An 18,743-nucleotide genomic window follows, 5' to 3' on the forward strand; every position below is an offset into this window, starting at 1 on the left:
ATCCCTCCTCATTTAGTTAGTTGCTCTAAAAACCTGTGGATTTAATAAGGCCTGATATTCATCATTATCTAAAGACCTGCTTTGTAAGGCAATTATAACATCACTAGTAGTAAATACTTCATCCTCTGCTTTAATAGTTACCTTATCTGGCCTAAACCCTACCAACATTCCATCCTGCTTCCCTATAGAAGAAAAAGGAATTAACCTAAACCTATTGGCCCAGCAAGTATCAATCATCTCATCTAATAATTGATCACTATTGTAATTATATTTACAAAAAGCGTCTTTTATTCTTTCTGGTAATATTTCTAATAGTACTTCTACCTCAACAATAATCACAGGTGTTTTAGTTAATGGATCCTCAAGCTGATTTCCTGTATCTACCAAGGCCTTTATCTGCTGTGAATCCCCATCAAAATCAATACTTATTAAAACGCTAAATATATTAGGAAATAACTTCTGGCGAATAAGCATCCAACCAAACTTTCCAATGATAATTATTAATATAAAGCCATAAATAATTATCCATAAATTATCCGGTGAAATATTCAATACTAAAGCTAAACTATTCAATGGTGAACCACCAGTTAAATTATACAGGGCCAAAATAGCCCCTGCAGTAACAAAAGTAATTAGGTATAAATAACCAAGTGCTTTAAAAAAAAGTCTATAATCTAGAGGTGCAAAAGAAACAAATATCATTAAAACAGATAATAAGAAATGAATCGGAATCTGATTTAAATAGCTAAACTGAGGTAGTATAATTAAAACTGTATATATAGTTCCTAATAACGAAGTCAAAAACAACCTCCATATTTTATAATTCAATTCTGCCAATTTAGCTGTAGCCCACAATAATAAATAATTCATTACCAGATTAACTGCAGCTAACAAATCTAAATAAACAACTAATTCCATTTGGAAGTATTCACTTCCTCTCTCTTATGAGCATTATATTTTTTTAAGATCAAAAATATAACTTAAAAATCAATTACTATAAAATTTATCTTTTCGACATTCTATGTAGCATAAAATTTTTTTATCACTCAGTGTTATTCTTTGTCGAATAAAAAAATCTCGATACCCCTAGGCATCGAGATCAAGATCAAATATCTTTATTTTTCCTTAAAAAAGCTGGTATATCCAGATCATTGTCATTAAATGGTTGAATATTAAAATCATCTTCCGTTTGTTTCTCTTCCTTTTGATCTGGAGTCTCTTCTTGAATTGAAGCAGTTTCTTTAGATGAAGAGGTTTGTTGACTATTAAATCCTGTAGCAATTACTGTTACTTTAACCTCATTTTCAATTTCTTCATCTACAACCGATCCTAAAATAATATTTGCTTCTGGATCGGCTACTTCTGAAATAACTTTAGCAGCCTCATTAGCTTCATGTAAACCTAAATCAACACCACCAGTAATATTAAGTAATACTCCCTTGGCCCCCTCTATAGAAGCTTCCAATAAAGGAGAAGCAATAGCTGCTTTAGCTGCATCAACTGCTCTTTCATCACCTGCTGCTTTACCAATACCCATTAAAGCAGATCCTGCATCAGTCATAATTGTTTTTACATCTGCAAAATCAAGATTTATTAAACCAGTAATAGTTATTAAATCAGAAATACCTTGTACCCCCTGGCGTAATACATCATCTGCAGTTTTAAAGGCATCAACCAAACTAGTTTGCTTCTCTACTACATCTAATAGTCTATCATTAGGAATAATAATTAAAGTATCAACCTTTTCCTTTAACTTTTCTATACCTTTTTGAGCCTTGGACATCCTTTGGCGTCCCTCAACAGTAAAAGGCTTAGTTACAACCCCTACAGTTAAAGCTTCCGTTTCTTGTTTAGCGATATTAGCTATTACGGGGGCAGCACCAGTTCCAGTACCTCCTCCCATACCAGCTGTAATAAATACCATATCTGCCCCTTGTAGAGCTTCCTTAATCATTTCTCTACTCTCTTCAGCAGCATTAGCACCTACTTCTGGATTAGCTCCAGCTCCTAAGCCATCTGTTAAATCTTCTCCAATCTGTAAAGTAACCTCTGCTCGAGAAGAAACTAAAGCTTGACCATCTGTGTTGACAGCAATAAACTCTACTCCGTTTAATCCAGATTCAACCATCCGGTTAACAGCATTATTGCCACCACCACCTACTCCAACTACTTTTATATCAGCAAATTGTGGCTCTTCTGAACCAAATTCAAACATCAAGACCCCCCCTAACTAGCCTAAAGAATATTTTTAAACCACTTCCTCATTTTATCAAATAAATCCTCAACAATCTGTTCTTCATCTCTATTTGTTTTTGCAGTAGTTTTATCAGTCATATTTTCAGCTCCATAATAACCTAATCCAACTCCTGTAGAAAAAATAGCACCATTCTCACCAGAAAAACTAGAATACTCTTCATCAAGATCATAAATAGAACCTTCTACACAATCAAGTAAAGAGTCAATATTTTCCGGAGCACCAATTCTAACAGGCATATCAAGCTTTTCAGAAGCTAATTTAGAGACTCCTTCTAATAAAGATCCTCCTCCAGTTACAACAGCTCCTGCTGGAACTAAGCCTTTATAACCAGCTTTTTCAATATCTTCTTTAACTAACGAAAAGATTTCATCAATTCTAGGTTCAATAATATTGCATAATACCTTCCGAGAAATAGTCCTTTGTTGTTTTCCACTGGTATCTAATATATTTATCTTTTCATTTTGACCAATTAAATCAGCTTTAGCACAGCCATGTTTAATTTTAATCTTTTCAGCGATATCTCGAGGAGTACGCATCCCTACAGCAATATCATTTGTCACATGATCCCCACCCACAGGTAAAATAGAAGTATACCAGATACTTCCTTCCTTAAAGATGGCAATATCTGTGGTGCCTCCTCCCATATCCACTAATAATACCCCTAAATCTTTTTCACTCTCAGACAAAACAGCCTTACTTGCGGCCAAAGGCTGTAATACAATCCCTTCTACTCCTATATTTACTTCTTTAACACTTTTTACTAAATTTTGAATTGAAGTCACTGAACCTGTAACAATATGAGCTTCAGCTTCTAATCTAACTCCAGACATTCCTAAAGGGTATTTAATATCTTTACAACCATCAACAATAAACTCTCTAGGAATAACATGTATTATTTGCCGTTCAGGTGGCATAGAAATAATCTTAGTAGCATCAATCACCCGATCAATATCATTTCTGGTAATCTCTTTATTCTCACCAGTAACTGCTACTACTCCATGTCTATTTGTAGAAGAAATATGCGAACCAGCAATCCCTACAAATACCGACTCCAATTCTACCCCAGCCATTCTTTCAGCTTTAACAACAGAATCCTCTATAGAATTAACAGTATCATCTATATCAACAACCATACCTTTCTTTAAACCAGTAGAAGGGCTAGTACCAACTCCTATTACTTCAATAGTTCCGTTATTATTAACCTCAGCTATTATTGTACATACCTTCGTTGTTCCTACATCAATTCCAGCGACTATATTACGTTGTGTCACTAAATGCCCTCCTTTCTAAAAAGCACAAATAGCCCTGTTTTTAATACCTTCCTAGTGATAAATTCAATAATTATAACTAATTTCCTTTTTTTATTTGAGAAAATTTACTTTATTTTTAAAAAAGCGTTTCCTTTAGACCTTAAATCTATATACTCTACATCTAAATTCCTAGATTTAACATCTTGATAAATCAAATCTAGCATTTTGGCTTTACGTTCAATATCAAATTTATTACCCAGTTTAACTTCTCCCCCTTGCTTTAAAAACAAAAGAAACTGACCTTGAGATGTAACATGCACTTCAGTTATCTCCACCAGTGTTTTTTTAGATAACTTACTTAAGTAACTAATAGCAATTTCAATATTACCACTTAAATTTATCCTTTTCTCTTGAGCCTTAATATTAACTCCTGTAATCAATGGTAAATTCCAATTAAATAAATTATTACTTACTTCTAAAATCCAACCTTGAGCATCAATTACTTGATAAGAAGATTGAAAAGGGATGATAGCTATTGGACGTCTTTCTTGAATTTCTATTACTACTATATTGGGTAAATCACGTCTAACTTCTACTGATTTTAATTGAGATAGTTTTAGTAATTTATCTTCTATATTTTCTGGGTCAATAGCAAAGATACTATCTTTTTTATTAACTTTACTATAATTAAGTACATACTGATCGGATAATAAATGATTACCTATAATCTTTATTTCTCTAATCTGAAAATAATTTGAATAAATAATATTTACAGTTGCCAAAACTATTAAGAGTCCAATCATAATTAAAATAGTTTGCTTGTCCAAAAAAATCACCCCTTATACTAAAAATAAAACTAACCAGGGCAATAAATTTATTGCCCTGAAATATTATATAATAAAGGGACTTATTCATTTAAAGCTAACTTTAAAATTCTTACTACTAATTCTTGAAAATCAATCCCTATAGCCGCTGCAGCTTGAGGTAACAAACTAGTCTCAGTCATTCCAGGGATAGTATTTACTTCTAAAACATATGGCTTACCTTGAGGAGTAACTCTTAAGTCTACTCTTGATACTCCACTACATTTTAAAACTTGATGTGCTTGCAATGCTAATTGTTGGGCTTGATTATAGACTTGTTCATTTAGATTAGCTGGCACATCAAATTTAGTCATTCCTTTAGTATACTTAGCTTCAAAATCATAAACACCTTCTTGAGGCATAATCTCAATAATCGGTAAAACCATTGGATCTTCATCTCCTAATAAACCAACCGTAATTTCACGCCCCGGGATATATTCCTCAATTAATACTTCTCTATCATATTTAAAAGCATTTTCAATACTATCAATTAGCTTCTCTTCTTCTTCTACAATAGATAATCCTATACTAGACCCTTCTAAAGCAGGTTTAATCACTACCGGTAACTTTAGTTCTTTTCTTATATCAGATTTTAGTTGTTCATCTTCCTCTTTAAAATCTTTCTTTGAAACAGAAATAAACTGAGGTGTAGTAACTTCTATCTGCTTAAATAGTCTCTTAGAAGTAACCTTATCCATAGCTAAAGAGCTAGCTAATACTCCGGAACCAGTGTAAGGGATACCCTTTAGTTCTAATAATCCCTGGATTGTACCATCTTCCCCAAAACGACCATGTAAAGCAATAAAAGCAACATCTATTTTTTCAGCAGATAAAGCTTGATATAAATCATCATTAGCAGGATCTAAATCAATTGTTTGAAAGCCTTGTTTTTTTAAAGCAGCTAAAATAGCTTTTCCTGTTTTAAGAGAGACCTCTCGCTCCTTAGATTTTCCTCCTCTTATAACAGCAATTGTTTTATCTTCTAACATCTGACTACCTCCTTACTTCACTCGTATAATATTTGCACCAAGTTTAGTTAACTTATCTTCGATATTTTCATAACCACGATCAATATGATAAATATTATCAACTTTAGTTTTACCTTCAGCTGATAAACCAGCTAAAATCAAAGCAGCTCCTGCTCTTAAATCACTTGCTTCTACTCTTGTTCCAGACAATTTGGCTACTCCATTAACAATAGCTGAACTATTATTAACTTCGATATTAGCTCCCATTTTATTTAGTTCTTTAGCATGTTGTAAACGATTATCAAAAATAGTTTCTGTAATTACACTTCTACCTTCTGCTATAGAAAGAAAAGTCATAAACTGAGGTTGCATATCAGTTGGAAATCCAGGATATGGTAGGGTCTTAAGCTGAACACCTTGCCAATCTTCTACTCCTGTTACCCTTACTTTATCATCTATAGTCTCTACTTTAACGCCTGTTTCAGATAATTTAGCTAATATTGATTCAATATGTACAGGGATAAGATCTTTAGCAATTACTTGCCCCCCTGTAATTGCTGCTCCAATTAAAAAAGTACCTGCTTCAATACGATCAGGAATAACTCGATAATCTATAGCATGTAACTTCTCTACTCCTTTAATCTTAATTACATCTGTTCCTGCTCCCTTGATATTTGCCCCCAATTTATTTAAAAAATTCTGCAAATCAACAATTTCAGGTTCTCTAGCTGCATTATAAATTTTTGTTAAGCCTTTAGCTTTAGTAGCAGCCATCATGATATTTTCTGTAGCTCCTACACTAGGAAAATCAAGGTGGATTTCTGCTCCTTTTAATTCATCAGCTTTGCCTTTTAAAGAGTTCTCATCTTCAGTAAATTCTACCCCCAAAGCCTCTAATCCTTTCAAATGTAAATCAATTGGTCGAGAACCAATGCTACATCCTCCAGGTTGAGAAATTTCAACTTGACCAAACCTAGCTACTAAAGGCCCCATCAAAAAAACACTAGCCCGCATCTTTTGCATCAATTCTTGAGGAATCTCACAACTATCTACATCTTTAGTATCTATAATCATTTTACCTGGCTTATCTTCAACTTTAGAACCCAATAGAGTTAATACCTCTTTCATAACTCTAACATCTCTTAAATTAGGAACTCGACTAATTACAGATTGCCCTTCTGCTAATACTGTACCAGCTAAAATTGGTAATACAGCATTTTTAGCCCCATTAATGTCTATCTCTCCTTCTAAAGGTTTACCACCTTCAATCACAAATCTAGCCATTGGCCTTCACCTCCTTAAAATAATATCTCTAGTTCTCGATTTAGTTTAACTCCAAATTTTTTATAAACTGATTTTTCTACTTGCCCCATTAAACTCAATACATCTTCCGCTGTTGCTTCGCCTATATTGACAATAAAATTAGCATGTTTATCAGATACTTGAGCTCCACCAACAGTTAACCCTTTACATCCAGCTTCATCAATTAATCTACCAGCTGAATCAGAAGGAGGATTCTTAAAAACACATCCAGCATTAGGTAATGATAGTGGCTGTTTTGCCTTTCGCTTAGCTAAATGCTCTTTCATTCTACTTTTAATTAACTGGGGTTTTTTAGGATTTAACTCTAATTCAACACCTAAAACAATTTCATCTTTATCCTGAAAGATACTTTTTCTATATTTAAAATCTAAATTAGAGTAAGTTTTTAGTTTACCTGTAGAAGATAAAGTCTCTACTTTAGTTATTAATTTTCCTATTTCTTCTTCTTTAACTCCTGCATTCATTACTACTGCTCCTCCCACAGTAGCAGGTAATCCAACTCCAAACTCTAGACCACTTAAACCTTTTTTAGCAACTTTCTTAGCCAATAAAGGCAACTTAACTCCTGCTTGAGCTTTTACAGTTGGCTTATTAATTTCAATTTTATTTAATTTTGATAGTTTAATTACTACCCCTTTTAAACCTTGGTCACTGACTAATAAATTGGTTCCATTGCCTATTATCCAATAAGGTAATTCTAATTCTGATAAATATGTAATCAACCTTCTTAAGTCTTCTTTATTCTGAGGAATAATTAGGGCTTCTGCCATCCCACCTATTTTAAAAGAAGTGTGATTCTTTAGTGGTTCATTAAATAGTACCCTTCCTGTTAGCAATGAAACAAGCTCTTCTTTTATTTTTTCTTTCATTATTTTATCACCTCAACTTCAAACCATACTATATCCTATTATCACTCATATGATATGCAGATTCTATTATATCTGTTACCATATAGCTTGTCCTAGATTTATAAATTTCTCTAACTTAAACTTAAAATTAGATCTACTAATTTATTAGCAGCATTAGGTTTGCCTAACTTTTTACTTTCCTTAGCCATCTTATTTAATTTTGGTTCATCCTTAATCAATTTATTAAATAATTTAAATAACTTTTCTCCGGTTAGATTTTGGTCTAGAATAACCTTTGCTGCTCCATTGCGCTCTAACGAACGAGCATTATGTTCTTGATGATTCTCAGCAGCATGAGGATAAGGAACTAAAATAGAAGGTATTCCACAAGCTGTAATCTCTGCCAATCCAGTTGCTCCAGCTCGAGAAATAATTAAATCAGCTATAGCCAAAGCAGCCTCCATATTATATGAATAAGACTTAATTATAATATTCCCCGCTTCTAAATTATTTATTCCTTGTTCTTTAGCTTGTTTAGCAATATCTGAAAAATCCCTTTTGCCAGTAATATGTAATACTTGCAGATCAGATTCTTTAAGCTTGGGATAAATATTAACTAATGCTTGGTTGATACTTTTAGCCCCTCTACTACCACCAAAAACTAATATTATTTTCTTTTGTGGGGCTAGACCTAACTCTTTATAAGATGTTAACTTATCTTTACGTAAAATCTCAGGCCGAATTGGATTCCCGGTTAATATTGTTTTCTCTGGAGTACTAAAATGTTTTTTAGCGTCTAAATTACTTAAAGCTATCTTATCTACTACCCGGGCCAACATCCGGTTAGTCAATCCTGGATAAGCATTTTGCTCATGAATTAAAGTAGGTACTTTACTTAAAGAAGCTGCTAAAACAGTTGGCCCACAAACATAACCTCCTGTACCCACAACTATATCCGGCTTGAAATTTTTAATAATTCTTTTAGCTTCAACTAAACCTAAACCCGTCTTTAAAAGAGATCTTGCCAACTGCAGTGATATCTTCCTCGGTAATCCTTCCACATGAATAGTCTCTAATTTATACCCTTCTTTAGGAATAATATCTGCCTCTAAACCATCTTTAGTCCCTACAAATAGGATTTCACTATCTTTAACCCTCTCTTCTAACTTTTTAGCAATAGCTAAACTAGGATAAATATGTCCTCCTGTACCCCCTCCTGAAAATAAAACCCTCATTTTTCAACCCCCTACTTTTTACAGAATCGCGATATGTTTAATAAAACACCTATACTAGCTGACATAACAATAAGTGAAGTACCACCATAACTAATAAAAGGTAGTGTAATTCCTGTTACTGGCATTGAACCAGTTACAACACCAATATTAATTATTGCTTGCAGTACAATCCATGTAGTAATCCCTACTGCTAACATAGAACCAAATAAATCAGGAGCTCGCATTGCAATCTGTAATCCTCGTAAAGCAAGCAATAAATAAAGAAATAAAACAACCGAACTACCAACAAATCCTAATTCTTCTCCTAAAACTGCAAAAATAAAATCGGTACCTGGTTCAGGTAAATAAAAGAATTTTTGTTTACTATGTCCTAAACCAACCCCAAATAACCCCCCTGAACCTAAAGCATATAGAGATTGGATAATATGAAAGCCAGTTCCTTGTGGATCAGCCCAAGGATCTAAAAAAGCAAAAATTCTCCTTCTGCGATAGGATTCCCCCATTAAAGCAAAGACAAATAAGGGTAAACCTGAGGCAGCTAACCCACCTAAATGTAGCACCCTAGCACCAGCAGCAACTAACATAACTACCACTGTCATAGCTATTGTACCAGCAGTCCCTAAATCAGGCTCTAATAAAATTAGAACAAAGAATAATCCCAATATAGCTAAAGCAGGCATTAATCCTGTCCAAAACTTCTTGATTCTATCTTGAGCTAAGTGTATATAGCGAGCCATATAAAATATTATTGCTATTTTAGCAATAGTTGATGGTTGAATTCTAATCCCCATATCAAGCCACCGCTTTGAACCATTTACTTCATTACCAACTATTAATACTAAAATTAATAAAATAATACTCCCTAATAGAATATAGTTGGCCCAATTAAGATAACGATGATAATTAACATTTGCTACTAGAATCATCACTGCCAATCCTAAAGCAACCCAAGTAAGTTGGCGCTTTAGAAAATAAAAACTATCCTCATAGTTAACATAAGCTGAAATAGACGTAGCACTAAAAACCATAGTAACACTAAGCCCCATTAACAATATAATCACTAAAAAGATTATATAGTCAGGAGGTCTTTTCATATTAACCCCTCCTTAAACTTTGCACAGCCTTTTTAAACATTTTACCACGGTGCTTATAGCTACTGAACATATCCCAGCTTGCACATGCTGGTGATAATAAAACTATATCTCCTTGAGAAGCTAATTGAGAAGCTTGGTGAGTAGCTTCTTCAATTCCTGAAACCTGATATGTATCTGTAAAACCAAACTCCTTTACTTTATCTTCAATTTCATCTGCAGTCTCTCCTAATAAAACCAACCCCTTAATTTTATTGGCTGCTATCTTAGCAAAATCAGTAAAATCAGACTCTTTATTCATCCCCCCAGCAATCAAAATAATAGGTTCATTAAAAGTCTCTAAAGCCTTAATTGCTGCTGCTGGATTGGTTCCTTTAGAATCATTAACATACTTAACTCCTTTTATTGTTGCTACACCCTCAATTCTATGTTCAACACTTGTAAACTCACTCAATACTTTTACTAGTTTGTCTTTACTAACCCCCATTAATAAAGACATTGCTATTGCTCCTAAAGCATTCTCTAGATTGTGAGGACCTTTAAGTCCTAGTTGCTCTATACTAATTATCTCTTCAGTTTGGCCTTTAAGATTGCTAACTATTTTATTATCAGTAACAAAGACCCCTTTCTCTAGTTCTTCTTGCTGACTAAAAAAGACAACCTCTGCTGCTGTAGAATTAGCAAATTGTCTTACATCTTGATCATCATAATTTAAAATAGCATAATCTTCTTTTCTTTGGTTAACTACTATTTTTTTCTTAGCTGCAGCATAATTTTCAAAAGTACCATGACGATCTAAATGGTCGGGGGTTAAATTTAAAACCAGACTAATTTTTGGTCTAAATTCTTTAGTCCCTTCTAATTGAAAAGAACTTATTTCAGCAATGGCCAAGTCCTCTTTACTTAAATATGGTAGATCTTTAATTAAAGCTCGACCTATATTTCCTCCTACAATTGTTTTAAAATCTGTCTCTTTAAAAATTTCACCGGTTAACATAGTAGTCGTAGTTTTACCATTACTTCCTGTAATAGCTAAAATTTGTGCTGTAGTATATCGATAAGCCAATTCTACTTCACTAATAACCTCAATCCCTGCTCCTCTTGCTTGATTTAACAGAGGAATATCTATTGGTACCCCAGGACTAATAACAATTAAATCTGAATTTAAAATTAATTCTGGAGTATGACCTCCTAGATCTAAATCAACCTCATAATCATCTAACAGATTAATCTCCTCTGCCAATTTGGTTTGGGATTTAGTATCTGTAGCAATCACCTTGGCCCCTTGTTGGACTAAAAATTTAACCGTTTCTACCCCAGTTCTTTTACTTAACCCTACAACAGTTACTAATTTATCAACTAACTCCATAATATCCCCTTTCTCAGCCTAAATTATACAGCCCTAATAACCCTACTAAAGATAAAATAATTGCTAGAATCCAAAATCTAACAACTACCTTAGATTCTTCCCAGCCATCTAATTCAAAATGGTGATGAACCGGACTCATTTTAAAAATTCTCTTTCCATTAGTTAATCTATAATACCCTACTTGTATCATAACAGATAATGCCTCAATTACATAAACACCACCAATAATAAATAAAAACAACTCTGTCCTAGTAAGAATAGACAAAGCAGCAATTGCTCCTCCTAAAGCTAAAGAACCAGTATCCCCCATAAATACCTGGGCTGGATGACTATTAAACCAGGAAAAACCTAAACAAGCTCCAGCAATAGAAGTAGCAAAAATAGCTAAATTATGATCACCAAATTTAAATATCATATAAGCATAAGTAATGGCTACAATAATTGTTACACCAGCTGCTAAGCCATCTAAGCCATCAGTTAAATTAACTGCATTTGATGTACCAATCACTACTAAAATAACAAAAGGAATAAATAAATAACCTAAATCTATTGTTTCTAATATATAAGGAATTATTATTTCTGTTCCCAATTGTAACTTCGTTATAGCAACAACTCCAATCACTAAAGCTATTAAAACTTGCCCTACTATCTTTTGCCAAGCCCTTAATCCTAACGATCTATTAGCTATTATTTTAATTGAATCATCTAATAATCCTAAAATACCATAACCCACCATTACAAATAAAGATAAAACAATCTCTAAACTGGGCCTAGCAAAAAATAAGGTGGAAATTAAAATAGCTAAAATAATTATTACCCCACCCATAGTTGGAATGCCTGATTTCTTTAAGTGGCTTTCTGGGCCAACCTCTCTAATATTCTGTCCAAACTCTAACTTCGTAAACCATTTTATGATAAAGGGGCCTATTATTATACTGATTATAAAAGATAATCCTGCTGCATATATCAAGTCAATCACTATTATCACTCCTTGCTTTCTAACACATCTACTATTTCTTCTAATTCCATTCCTCGAGACCCTTTAACTAAGACTGTATCCTCTGCATTTAATATCTGCAATAACTGCTTACTAGCTTCTTCTTTATCTTGATAACTAAATATCTTACTCTCATTCATTCCAGCTTTTATAGCACCTTGAGCTATATTCTTAGCTAAATCTCCTATAGTAAATAAATAATCAATTTTCTGGTGAACTATTAGTCTCCCTATCTTTTGGTGTTCCTTAGTAGCTAATTTGCCTAATTCTAACATATCTCCTAATACAGCTATTTTTCTACTAGAAGCTACCTCAACTAGAGTATTGATCGCTGCTTTCATAGAAGTTGGATTAGCATTATAAGCATCATTAATAATTCTTAAATTATTTTTAGTAGTTATTAGCTGATTTCTCATCTTACTTAATTTAAGATTCTCTAAACCTATCTTAATTTCCTCTAGATTTAAATTCAACTCTAATCCTACAGCTACAGCTGCTAAAGCATTATAAACATTATATTCACCTGGCAAAGGTAATTTAAATTGATAATCTTCTTTTGCTTCATTATCTACTAAATTGAATTTAACCCCTTTGCTACCTAAACTTTCTATATTAATAGCTTGTAATTGATTATTTTCTGCTAAACCATAAGTTATAACTTGAGCTGAGGTTAATTCTTTCATTCTTCTAACTCGTTTATCATCACCATTTAATATAGCAATACTCTCCTGCTCTAAACTTTCAATTAACTCTCCCTTAGCTTGAGCTATCTTAGCTTGGCTACCTAATAATTCAATATGAGTCACTCCTACATTAGTAACTACCCCTAAATTAGGTTTAGCAATTTGAGCTAACTCTCTAATTTGACCTAGTCCCCTCATCCCCATTTCAACAACCACAGCTTGATGGGTGCTATTTAACCGAAATAAAGTTAAAGGTAACCCGATTTCATTATTAAAGTTCCCTTGGCTCTTAAGTGTTTTATACTTTTGATCTACTACAGCAGCTATCATATCCTTAGTTGTAGTCTTACCAGTACTTCCTGTTACAGCAATTACTGGTAAGGAAAACTGGTTACGATAATAAGAAGCCAAGTCCTGTAAAGCTTTAGTAGTATCTTCAACTACGATCAAAGGCTTATCTAGATCAACTTCCTGAGAGACTATGGCAATTTTAGCTCCTTTTTCAAAAGCATCCTCTATAAAGTTATGAGCATTAAAGTTATCTCCTATCAAAGCAATAAATAAAGAACCAGGCTTTAAATTACGAGTATCAGTAGAAATATTATCTATTTTAAAATCTACATTAGCAGTTAACTTACCTGCAACTGCCTTAGTAATCTCTGCTACCGAAAGAGGCTCCATTATTCTTCACTCCTATACTCTAAAGCTTCTCTAGCTACCTCGCTATCATCAAAATCTATCACTTTATCTCCTAGATCTTGATAGGTCTCATGACCTTTTCCAATAATCAAGATTATATCATCTGCATTTGCCATTTCAACTGCCTTATTGATAGCTTCTCCTCTATTTTCAATAACAATATAATCTTCCCCTGATTTCTTTTCTAACTCATTAATTCCAGGCATTATATCAGCAATGATATCCATTGGATCTTCACTACGTGGATTATCAGAGGTTACAATAGCAAAATCAGCTAAAGTAACACCTAAACGACCCATAATCGGTCTTTTCTTGCGATCACGATCTCCTCCACAACCAAAGACTACAATTACACGTCCTGTAGTAAATTCATTAGCTGTTTTTAAAACATTCTCCATCCCATCTGGAGTATGAGCATAATCAACAATTACTCCAAAATCTTGGCCCTGGTCTATTAATTGAAACCTGCCTGGAACACCACAGATATCTTCTATTCCTTCCTTAATCTCAGTTAAGTCAAAACCTAAACTAGCTACAGTCGCAATAGCAGCTAATGAATTATATACATTAAACTTACCACTTAACTTTAATTTAACAGGTAATTTATTTTGCTTAGTTATTAATTGGTAGTTAACTCCCTTAACATCTATCTTAATATCTCTAGCCTTAAAGTCAACTTCATCTTCCAAACCATAACTTATAATTTCTCCTCGAGCCTGCTCTTTAATCTTATCAGCCTGTTGGTCATCAAAATTAATAATTGCTGGTTTATCATTCATTGTAAATAATTTAAGCTTAGCATTTAAATAATCTTCTAAAGACTGATGAAAATCAAGGTGATCTTGACTTAAATTAGTAAACACCTGACGATCAAAGTCAATCTCTAATACCCTTCCTAATTCTAAAGCATGAGAAGAAACCTCCATTACTGCATGAGTAACTCCTTCTTCCCTCATTTGAGCAAAAAATCTTTGGATATCCAAAGATTCAGGGGTGGTTCTACTAGCCCCCTGAATACTAGTTCCTACTTTATTCTTTATCGTTCCAATTAATCCTGTTTTAAGACCTAAATTATCCAACACAGACTCAATTAAATAAGTTGTTGTTGTCTTACCATTAGTTCCTGTAACTCCAATAATAGTTAAATCATCAGCTGGATAATCATAAAATTTAGCACTAGCCCTAGCTAATGCTTTTCTAGTATTACTCACTTTAATTGTTGTAACATCCTTATTAGCTATATCTTTTTCTACTAATACTGCTTGAGCCCCATTAGCAATAGCACCATTTATAAAATCATGACCATCTACTTCAAATCCCGTGATAGCTACAAATAGTTCTCCAGGCCTTATTTTACGAGAATCATAAGCAATACCTGTAATATCAATATCCAGATTCCCTACTGTATCTTCTACTTCTAATACTTCAACTAATTCTTTTAGATTAATCATTCTTATCCCCCTCTATACAATAAAGATATTAATTTGACCACACCTTAACATATTTTCCTGAATCAATTGTAAATCCAGCAGCAGGATCTTGATTATTAATTACTCCTTTACCAGAACTTTTAAGCTTTAATCCTAACTCTCCTAATAATCTAGCAGCTTCTTTAACAGTCATCCCTTCTAAATTAGGTACAGTCACTTGATACTTGTTTTTTTCTTCTAAAGCTCCTTTAAAGAATAAAATTACTGTGCTTTTTTTATTAACTACTGCCCCCGGTTGAGGAATTTGGGCAACTACTTTTTCTCCTTGACCTTCTAACTTAACCTGTAACCCTTGCTGGATTAATTTATTTTCGGCCTGCTCTAAAGTTAAGTTTGATACATTTGGTACTTCAACTTGGTTTAATTTATCATCGCTTTCCTCTGGCATAGGCTTATTAGATGGTGGAATCTCCAAGTAACGTACAGCATCCTTTACTACATCATGAAAAATAGGAGCCCCTACTTGAGAACCATAATAAGGATAACTACTTACCCCATACAAAACTACTAAAGTGACAAGCTGTGGTTTTTCAATGGGCACCATTCCTATAAAAGAAGAATCATAAAGTTGTGTTCCATAATGTTTAGCCGTTCCAGTCTTTCCTCCAATTCTATATCCTTTAACAGCAGCTTTTTTACCAGAACCATCAGCTACTACTCCTTCTAACAACTTTCTAACTGTTTTAGCTGTTTCTTTAGAGATTACTTTTCTGACAGGCTCTGGTTTAATTTTTTTAATTAATTTACCATTCGGATTTTTAATTTTATTTACTAAATGAGGCTGTAATAATTGTCCGTTATTAGCTACAGCAGAGACTGCTGTAATTAGTTGAATAGGAGTTACTGAAATACCATGCCCAAAAGATATCGTAGCTAACTCTACTGGGCCAACATCCTCTAAATCATAAATTAATCCTTCCGCCTCCCCGGGTAAACGAATCCCCGTTTCTTCACCAAACCCAAAAGCTTTAATATACTTATAAAACTTTTCCTCTCCTACTCTTTGACCTACTTGAACAAAGCCAGGGTTACAAGAATTTTTTACAACTTCAGCAAATGTCTGTTTGCCGTGTCCACCACTCTTCCAACAATTAATCCTTTGACCAGCAACTTCTATATAGCCCGGGTCATAAAAGGTATCTGTTGGATGAACAACTCCTTCTTCTAATCCTGCTGAAGCTGTAATAATCTTAAACGTAGAACCGGGCTCATAACTATTTGATATAGCCCTATTTCTCCATAACCGGGGAGTATAATTAGCAAAGTGATTAGGATTATAAGTAGGCTGGTTAGCTAATGCTAAAACATCCCCCGTTTGGGGATCCATCATAATAATAGTTCCACCTTTAGCTTCATTTTCATTCATTGCTTCTTTTAATTCTCTTTCCGCTATGTATTGTAATACATGATCAATTGTTAAATATACATCATTTCCATCATCAGGTGCAACATAATCTTTAATCCCTTTAGGAATTTCACGTCCTACTGCATCACTTTCTATAGATATGCGACCAGGATCGCCCCTTAATTGTTGATCATAAGATAATTCTATCCCTTGTAATCCTTGACTATCAATACCAGCAAATCCTAATACATGAGCAGCCAAATTACCCTTAGGATAAAATCTTTTACTTTCTTCTGTAAAATAAATACCTGATAGATCTAATTTTTGAATTTGTTGTGCCTTTTTAACTGATATTTTTCGAGAGATATAAACAGCAGCTAAGTCCTTAGTCAACTCCTGATAGATCTCTGCTTGAGACATCTCTAAAATTTCTGCCAATTTCTTAGCAGTTTCTTTAGGGTTTTCAATATCCTGAGGTGCAGCTACTACAGTATCAGAACTGGCACTAACAGCAAGCTCAACTCCGTTTCTATCATAAATAACCCCTCTTTTAGGCTCTACCTTAACTGTTCTAAGGCGTTGTTGTAAAGCCCTTTTTTGATAGAGGTTATTTTTGGATAATTGAATCCAACCTACTCTAAAAATCAAAATTACGATTGTCACTAAAGCAACACAAAATAATAAAACTATTCTTGCTCTAACTTGATGCCTAATTCTACTCACTTTATTACACCCCTTCCCTAGCTAAGGAAGTTATTATTCTAAAGTATCAGCTTGAACATTAGTCAGTTTATTAAACCAAGCCAAAACTTTTTCTTTGATTCCTCTATTCGGTTTTTGATTATCTTCTTTTTGCGATTTTTGAGAGCTTAATTTCATATTTTTATCATCCTTAGTTTGATTAAGAACAATATAATTTACATTTTCAGGCTCTTTCATATTTAACTCTTGTTTAGCTATTCGTTCAATTCTATCTAATGAAATTAAGCGAGAAATCTTTAATTGCAAATGTGCTTTTTCACTTTTAAGCTGATTTATCTTTTCTTTTAAAGATTCTATCTTAAAATTCCTTCTTGCTAACTTAACATATTGATTAACATGTATTAAAATTAATAAAACAATAATTGCAATCATAAACACAACCAAAATAATGCTTTTTAACCTATTCTTTTTTTTAGGAGATTGAGACTTATTCTGTTGTAAAGATAGTTGATGATGATCATAATTTTTTTTGTTATTCATTCCCAATCTTATTCACCTACCTTTTAATTTAGAACTTACAAATTAGATCTTCTCTGCCACTCTTAATTTAGAACTTCTAGCTCTACGATTTTGAGAAATCTCTTCTTTAGTAGGCGAAATAGCACTCTTAGTTATAACTTTTACCTTAGCTTCTTTATCACAACCACAAATAGGAAGTTTAGGTGGACAAATACAATCTATAGCTAATTCTTTAAAGTTATGTTTAACTATCTTATCTTCTAATGAATGAAAACTAATCACACAAATTCTTCCTTTAGGATTTAATCTTTCTATAGCATCTTGGATGGCCTCTTCAACAATTTCTAACTCGTTATTAACTGCAATCCTAATAGCTTGAAAAGTCCTCTTAGCTGGGTGAGGACCTTTTCTTCTCGCTGGAGCGGGAATAGCATCTTTAATTATTTTTACCAATTCAGTTGTAGTTTTAATCCTCTCTTGTTTACGATAATCTACAATAAATTCAGCAATTCGGTTGGCCCATTTTTCTTCCCCATACTTTCTTATTATCTTTGTTAATTCTGATTTGGAGTAATCATTTACGATATCTGCTGCAGTTTTGTTCTGGCGTTGGTCCATTCTCATATCTAAAGGTGCTTCATATCTATAACTAAACCCTCTACTAGGATTGTCCAATTGATAAGAAGAGACACCTAAATCAAATAAAAAGCCATCTACCTTATCAATTCCTAATTGATCTAAAACCTGATTTAACTCTTGATAGTTAGCTCTTACTAATTCAACTTTATCACTATAATCACTTAATTTTTCCCAGGCTGCTTCAATTGCTGCTTTATCTTGGTCTATCCCTACTAACTTACCAGAATCAAGTTGTTTAACAATTTCTTTACTATGTCCAGCCCCCCCTAAAGTACAATCAACATAAATTCCATCTTCTTTACAATTAAGATACTCTAATACTTCGTCCAATAAAACAGGTATATGATTAAATTCCATTATTATCACCTTCTCTATTAAATAAATTGAGCGACATTACATATTTTATTACATAAAAGATTATTTCGCAATACAAATTAACTACAAATTCTTTTTTTTACATATAAT

The 18,743-nt window shown here is 33.2% G+C and carries 16 protein-coding genes; all 16 read right to left on the minus strand.

Annotation, left to right across the window (positions count from 1 at the left end; all coding sequences use genetic code 11):
* Window positions 1-12: 12 nt before the first annotated feature.
* The 16 genes from spoIIGA to rsmH all read right to left on the minus strand — a co-directional run bounded on the left by spoIIGA (window position 13) and on the right by rsmH (window position 18,635).
* Entirely contained in the window at window positions 13-918 is a 906-nt protein-coding gene (gene spoIIGA, locus HALHA_RS08625; protein WP_015327413.1) for a sigma-E processing peptidase SpoIIGA, read from the minus strand.
* 187 nt (window positions 919-1,105) lie between these two features.
* Window positions 1,106-2,215: a cell division protein FtsZ gene (gene ftsZ / locus HALHA_RS08630; protein ID WP_015327414.1), complete on the minus strand. Its 1,110-nt coding sequence runs from the start codon at window positions 2,213-2,215 to the stop codon at window positions 1,106-1,108.
* Window positions 2,216-2,235: 20 nt separating this feature from the next.
* The gene (ftsA, locus tag HALHA_RS08635; RefSeq protein WP_015327415.1) at window positions 2,236-3,528 is read right to left on the minus strand and encodes a cell division protein FtsA; all 1,293 of its coding nucleotides are present in this window, start codon (window positions 3,526-3,528) and stop codon (window positions 2,236-2,238) included.
* A 104-nt stretch (window positions 3,529-3,632) separates the two neighbouring features.
* Window positions 3,633-4,334, minus strand: a complete 702-nt coding sequence (locus tag HALHA_RS08640) for a cell division protein FtsQ/DivIB (protein WP_015327416.1) — start codon at window positions 4,332-4,334, stop codon at window positions 3,633-3,635.
* Between the two features lie 80 nt (window positions 4,335-4,414).
* Window positions 4,415-5,359, minus strand: a complete 945-nt coding sequence (locus HALHA_RS08645) for a D-alanine--D-alanine ligase (protein ID WP_015327417.1) — start codon at window positions 5,357-5,359, stop codon at window positions 4,415-4,417.
* A gap of 12 nt (window positions 5,360-5,371) precedes the next feature.
* Window positions 5,372-6,622: a UDP-N-acetylglucosamine 1-carboxyvinyltransferase gene (gene murA / locus HALHA_RS08650; protein WP_015327418.1), complete on the minus strand. Its 1,251-nt coding sequence runs from the start codon at window positions 6,620-6,622 to the stop codon at window positions 5,372-5,374.
* A gap of 14 nt (window positions 6,623-6,636) precedes the next feature.
* Window positions 6,637-7,530, minus strand: a complete 894-nt coding sequence (gene murB / locus HALHA_RS08655) for a UDP-N-acetylmuramate dehydrogenase (protein WP_015327419.1) — start codon at window positions 7,528-7,530, stop codon at window positions 6,637-6,639.
* Window positions 7,531-7,640: 110 nt separating this feature from the next.
* Window positions 7,641-8,744, minus strand: a complete 1,104-nt coding sequence (murG, locus tag HALHA_RS08660) for an undecaprenyldiphospho-muramoylpentapeptide beta-N-acetylglucosaminyltransferase (protein ID WP_015327420.1) — start codon at window positions 8,742-8,744, stop codon at window positions 7,641-7,643.
* An 11-nt stretch (window positions 8,745-8,755) separates the two neighbouring features.
* On the minus strand, window positions 8,756-9,838 hold the full coding sequence (gene ftsW, locus HALHA_RS08665; RefSeq protein WP_015327421.1) for a putative lipid II flippase FtsW: 1,083 nt from the start codon (window positions 9,836-9,838) through the stop codon (window positions 8,756-8,758).
* Window position 9,839: 1 nt separating this feature from the next.
* Window positions 9,840-11,204, minus strand: coding sequence for a UDP-N-acetylmuramoyl-L-alanine--D-glutamate ligase (gene murD / locus HALHA_RS08670; protein WP_015327422.1), 1,365 nt, complete (start codon window positions 11,202-11,204; stop codon window positions 9,840-9,842).
* Between the two features lie 13 nt (window positions 11,205-11,217).
* Entirely contained in the window at window positions 11,218-12,183 is a 966-nt protein-coding gene (gene mraY, locus HALHA_RS08675; RefSeq protein WP_015327423.1) for a phospho-N-acetylmuramoyl-pentapeptide-transferase, read from the minus strand.
* Window positions 12,184-12,188: 5 nt separating this feature from the next.
* A complete protein-coding gene (locus tag HALHA_RS08680) occupies window positions 12,189-13,565 on the minus strand; it encodes a UDP-N-acetylmuramoyl-tripeptide--D-alanyl-D-alanine ligase (RefSeq protein WP_015327424.1) in 1,377 nt (458 codons plus the stop codon).
* Window positions 13,565-15,034 carry a UDP-N-acetylmuramoyl-L-alanyl-D-glutamate--2,6-diaminopimelate ligase gene (locus HALHA_RS08685; protein ID WP_015327425.1) on the minus strand — a complete coding sequence of 490 codons (1,470 nt, stop codon included), beginning with the start codon at window positions 15,032-15,034 and terminating at the stop codon, window positions 13,565-13,567. The genes HALHA_RS08680 and HALHA_RS08685 overlap by 1 nt, the downstream gene beginning before the upstream one ends.
* 28 nt (window positions 15,035-15,062) lie before the next feature.
* Window positions 15,063-17,141 (minus strand): stage V sporulation protein D, encoded by a 2,079-nt coding sequence (locus HALHA_RS08690; RefSeq protein ID WP_015327426.1) that lies wholly within the window; start codon window positions 17,139-17,141, stop codon window positions 15,063-15,065.
* Between the two features lie 33 nt (window positions 17,142-17,174).
* Window positions 17,175-17,660 carry a cell division protein FtsL gene (locus HALHA_RS08695; protein ID WP_156801228.1) on the minus strand — a complete coding sequence of 162 codons (486 nt, stop codon included), beginning with the start codon at window positions 17,658-17,660 and terminating at the stop codon, window positions 17,175-17,177.
* A 42-nt stretch (window positions 17,661-17,702) separates the two neighbouring features.
* A complete protein-coding gene (gene rsmH / locus HALHA_RS08700; RefSeq protein ID WP_015327428.1) occupies window positions 17,703-18,635 on the minus strand; it encodes a 16S rRNA (cytosine(1402)-N(4))-methyltransferase RsmH in 933 nt (310 codons plus the stop codon).
* Between the last annotated feature and the right edge of the window lie 108 nt (window positions 18,636-18,743).

It is taken from the genome of Halobacteroides halobius DSM 5150 (genome assembly GCF_000328625.1).
GTDB lineage: Bacteria > Bacillota > Halanaerobiia > Halobacteroidales > Halobacteroidaceae > Halobacteroides > Halobacteroides halobius.

Bases quoted from the DNA above. Each gene is read 5' to 3' on its own strand.
- spoIIGA (WP_015327413.1), bottom strand. From the start codon at position 918: ATGGAATTAGTTGTTTATTTAGATTTGTTAGCTGCAGTTAATCTGGTA.
- ftsZ (WP_015327414.1), bottom strand. From the start codon at position 2,215: ATGTTTGAATTTGGTTCAGAAGAGCCACAATTTGCTGATATAAAAGTA.
- HALHA_RS08645 (WP_015327417.1), bottom strand. From the start codon at position 5,359: ATGTTAGAAGATAAAACAATTGCTGTTATAAGAGGAGGAAAATCTAAG.
- murA (WP_015327418.1), bottom strand. From the start codon at position 6,622: ATGGCTAGATTTGTGATTGAAGGTGGTAAACCTTTAGAAGGAGAGATA.
- murB (WP_015327419.1), bottom strand. From the start codon at position 7,530: ATGAAAGAAAAAATAAAAGAAGAGCTTGTTTCATTGCTAACAGGAAGG.
- murG (WP_015327420.1), bottom strand. From the start codon at position 8,744: ATGAGGGTTTTATTTTCAGGAGGGGGTACAGGAGGACATATTTATCCT.
- ftsW (WP_015327421.1), bottom strand. From the start codon at position 9,838: ATGAAAAGACCTCCTGACTATATAATCTTTTTAGTGATTATATTGTTA.
- murD (WP_015327422.1), bottom strand. From the start codon at position 11,204: ATGGAGTTAGTTGATAAATTAGTAACTGTTGTAGGGTTAAGTAAAAGA.
- HALHA_RS08680 (WP_015327424.1), bottom strand. From the start codon at position 13,565: ATGGAGCCTCTTTCGGTAGCAGAGATTACTAAGGCAGTTGCAGGTAAG.
- HALHA_RS08685 (WP_015327425.1), bottom strand. From the start codon at position 15,034: ATGATTAATCTAAAAGAATTAGTTGAAGTATTAGAAGTAGAAGATACA.
- HALHA_RS08695 (WP_156801228.1), bottom strand. From the start codon at position 17,660: ATGAATAACAAAAAAAATTATGATCATCATCAACTATCTTTACAACAG.
- rsmH (WP_015327428.1), bottom strand. From the start codon at position 18,635: ATGGAATTTAATCATATACCTGTTTTATTGGACGAAGTATTAGAGTAT.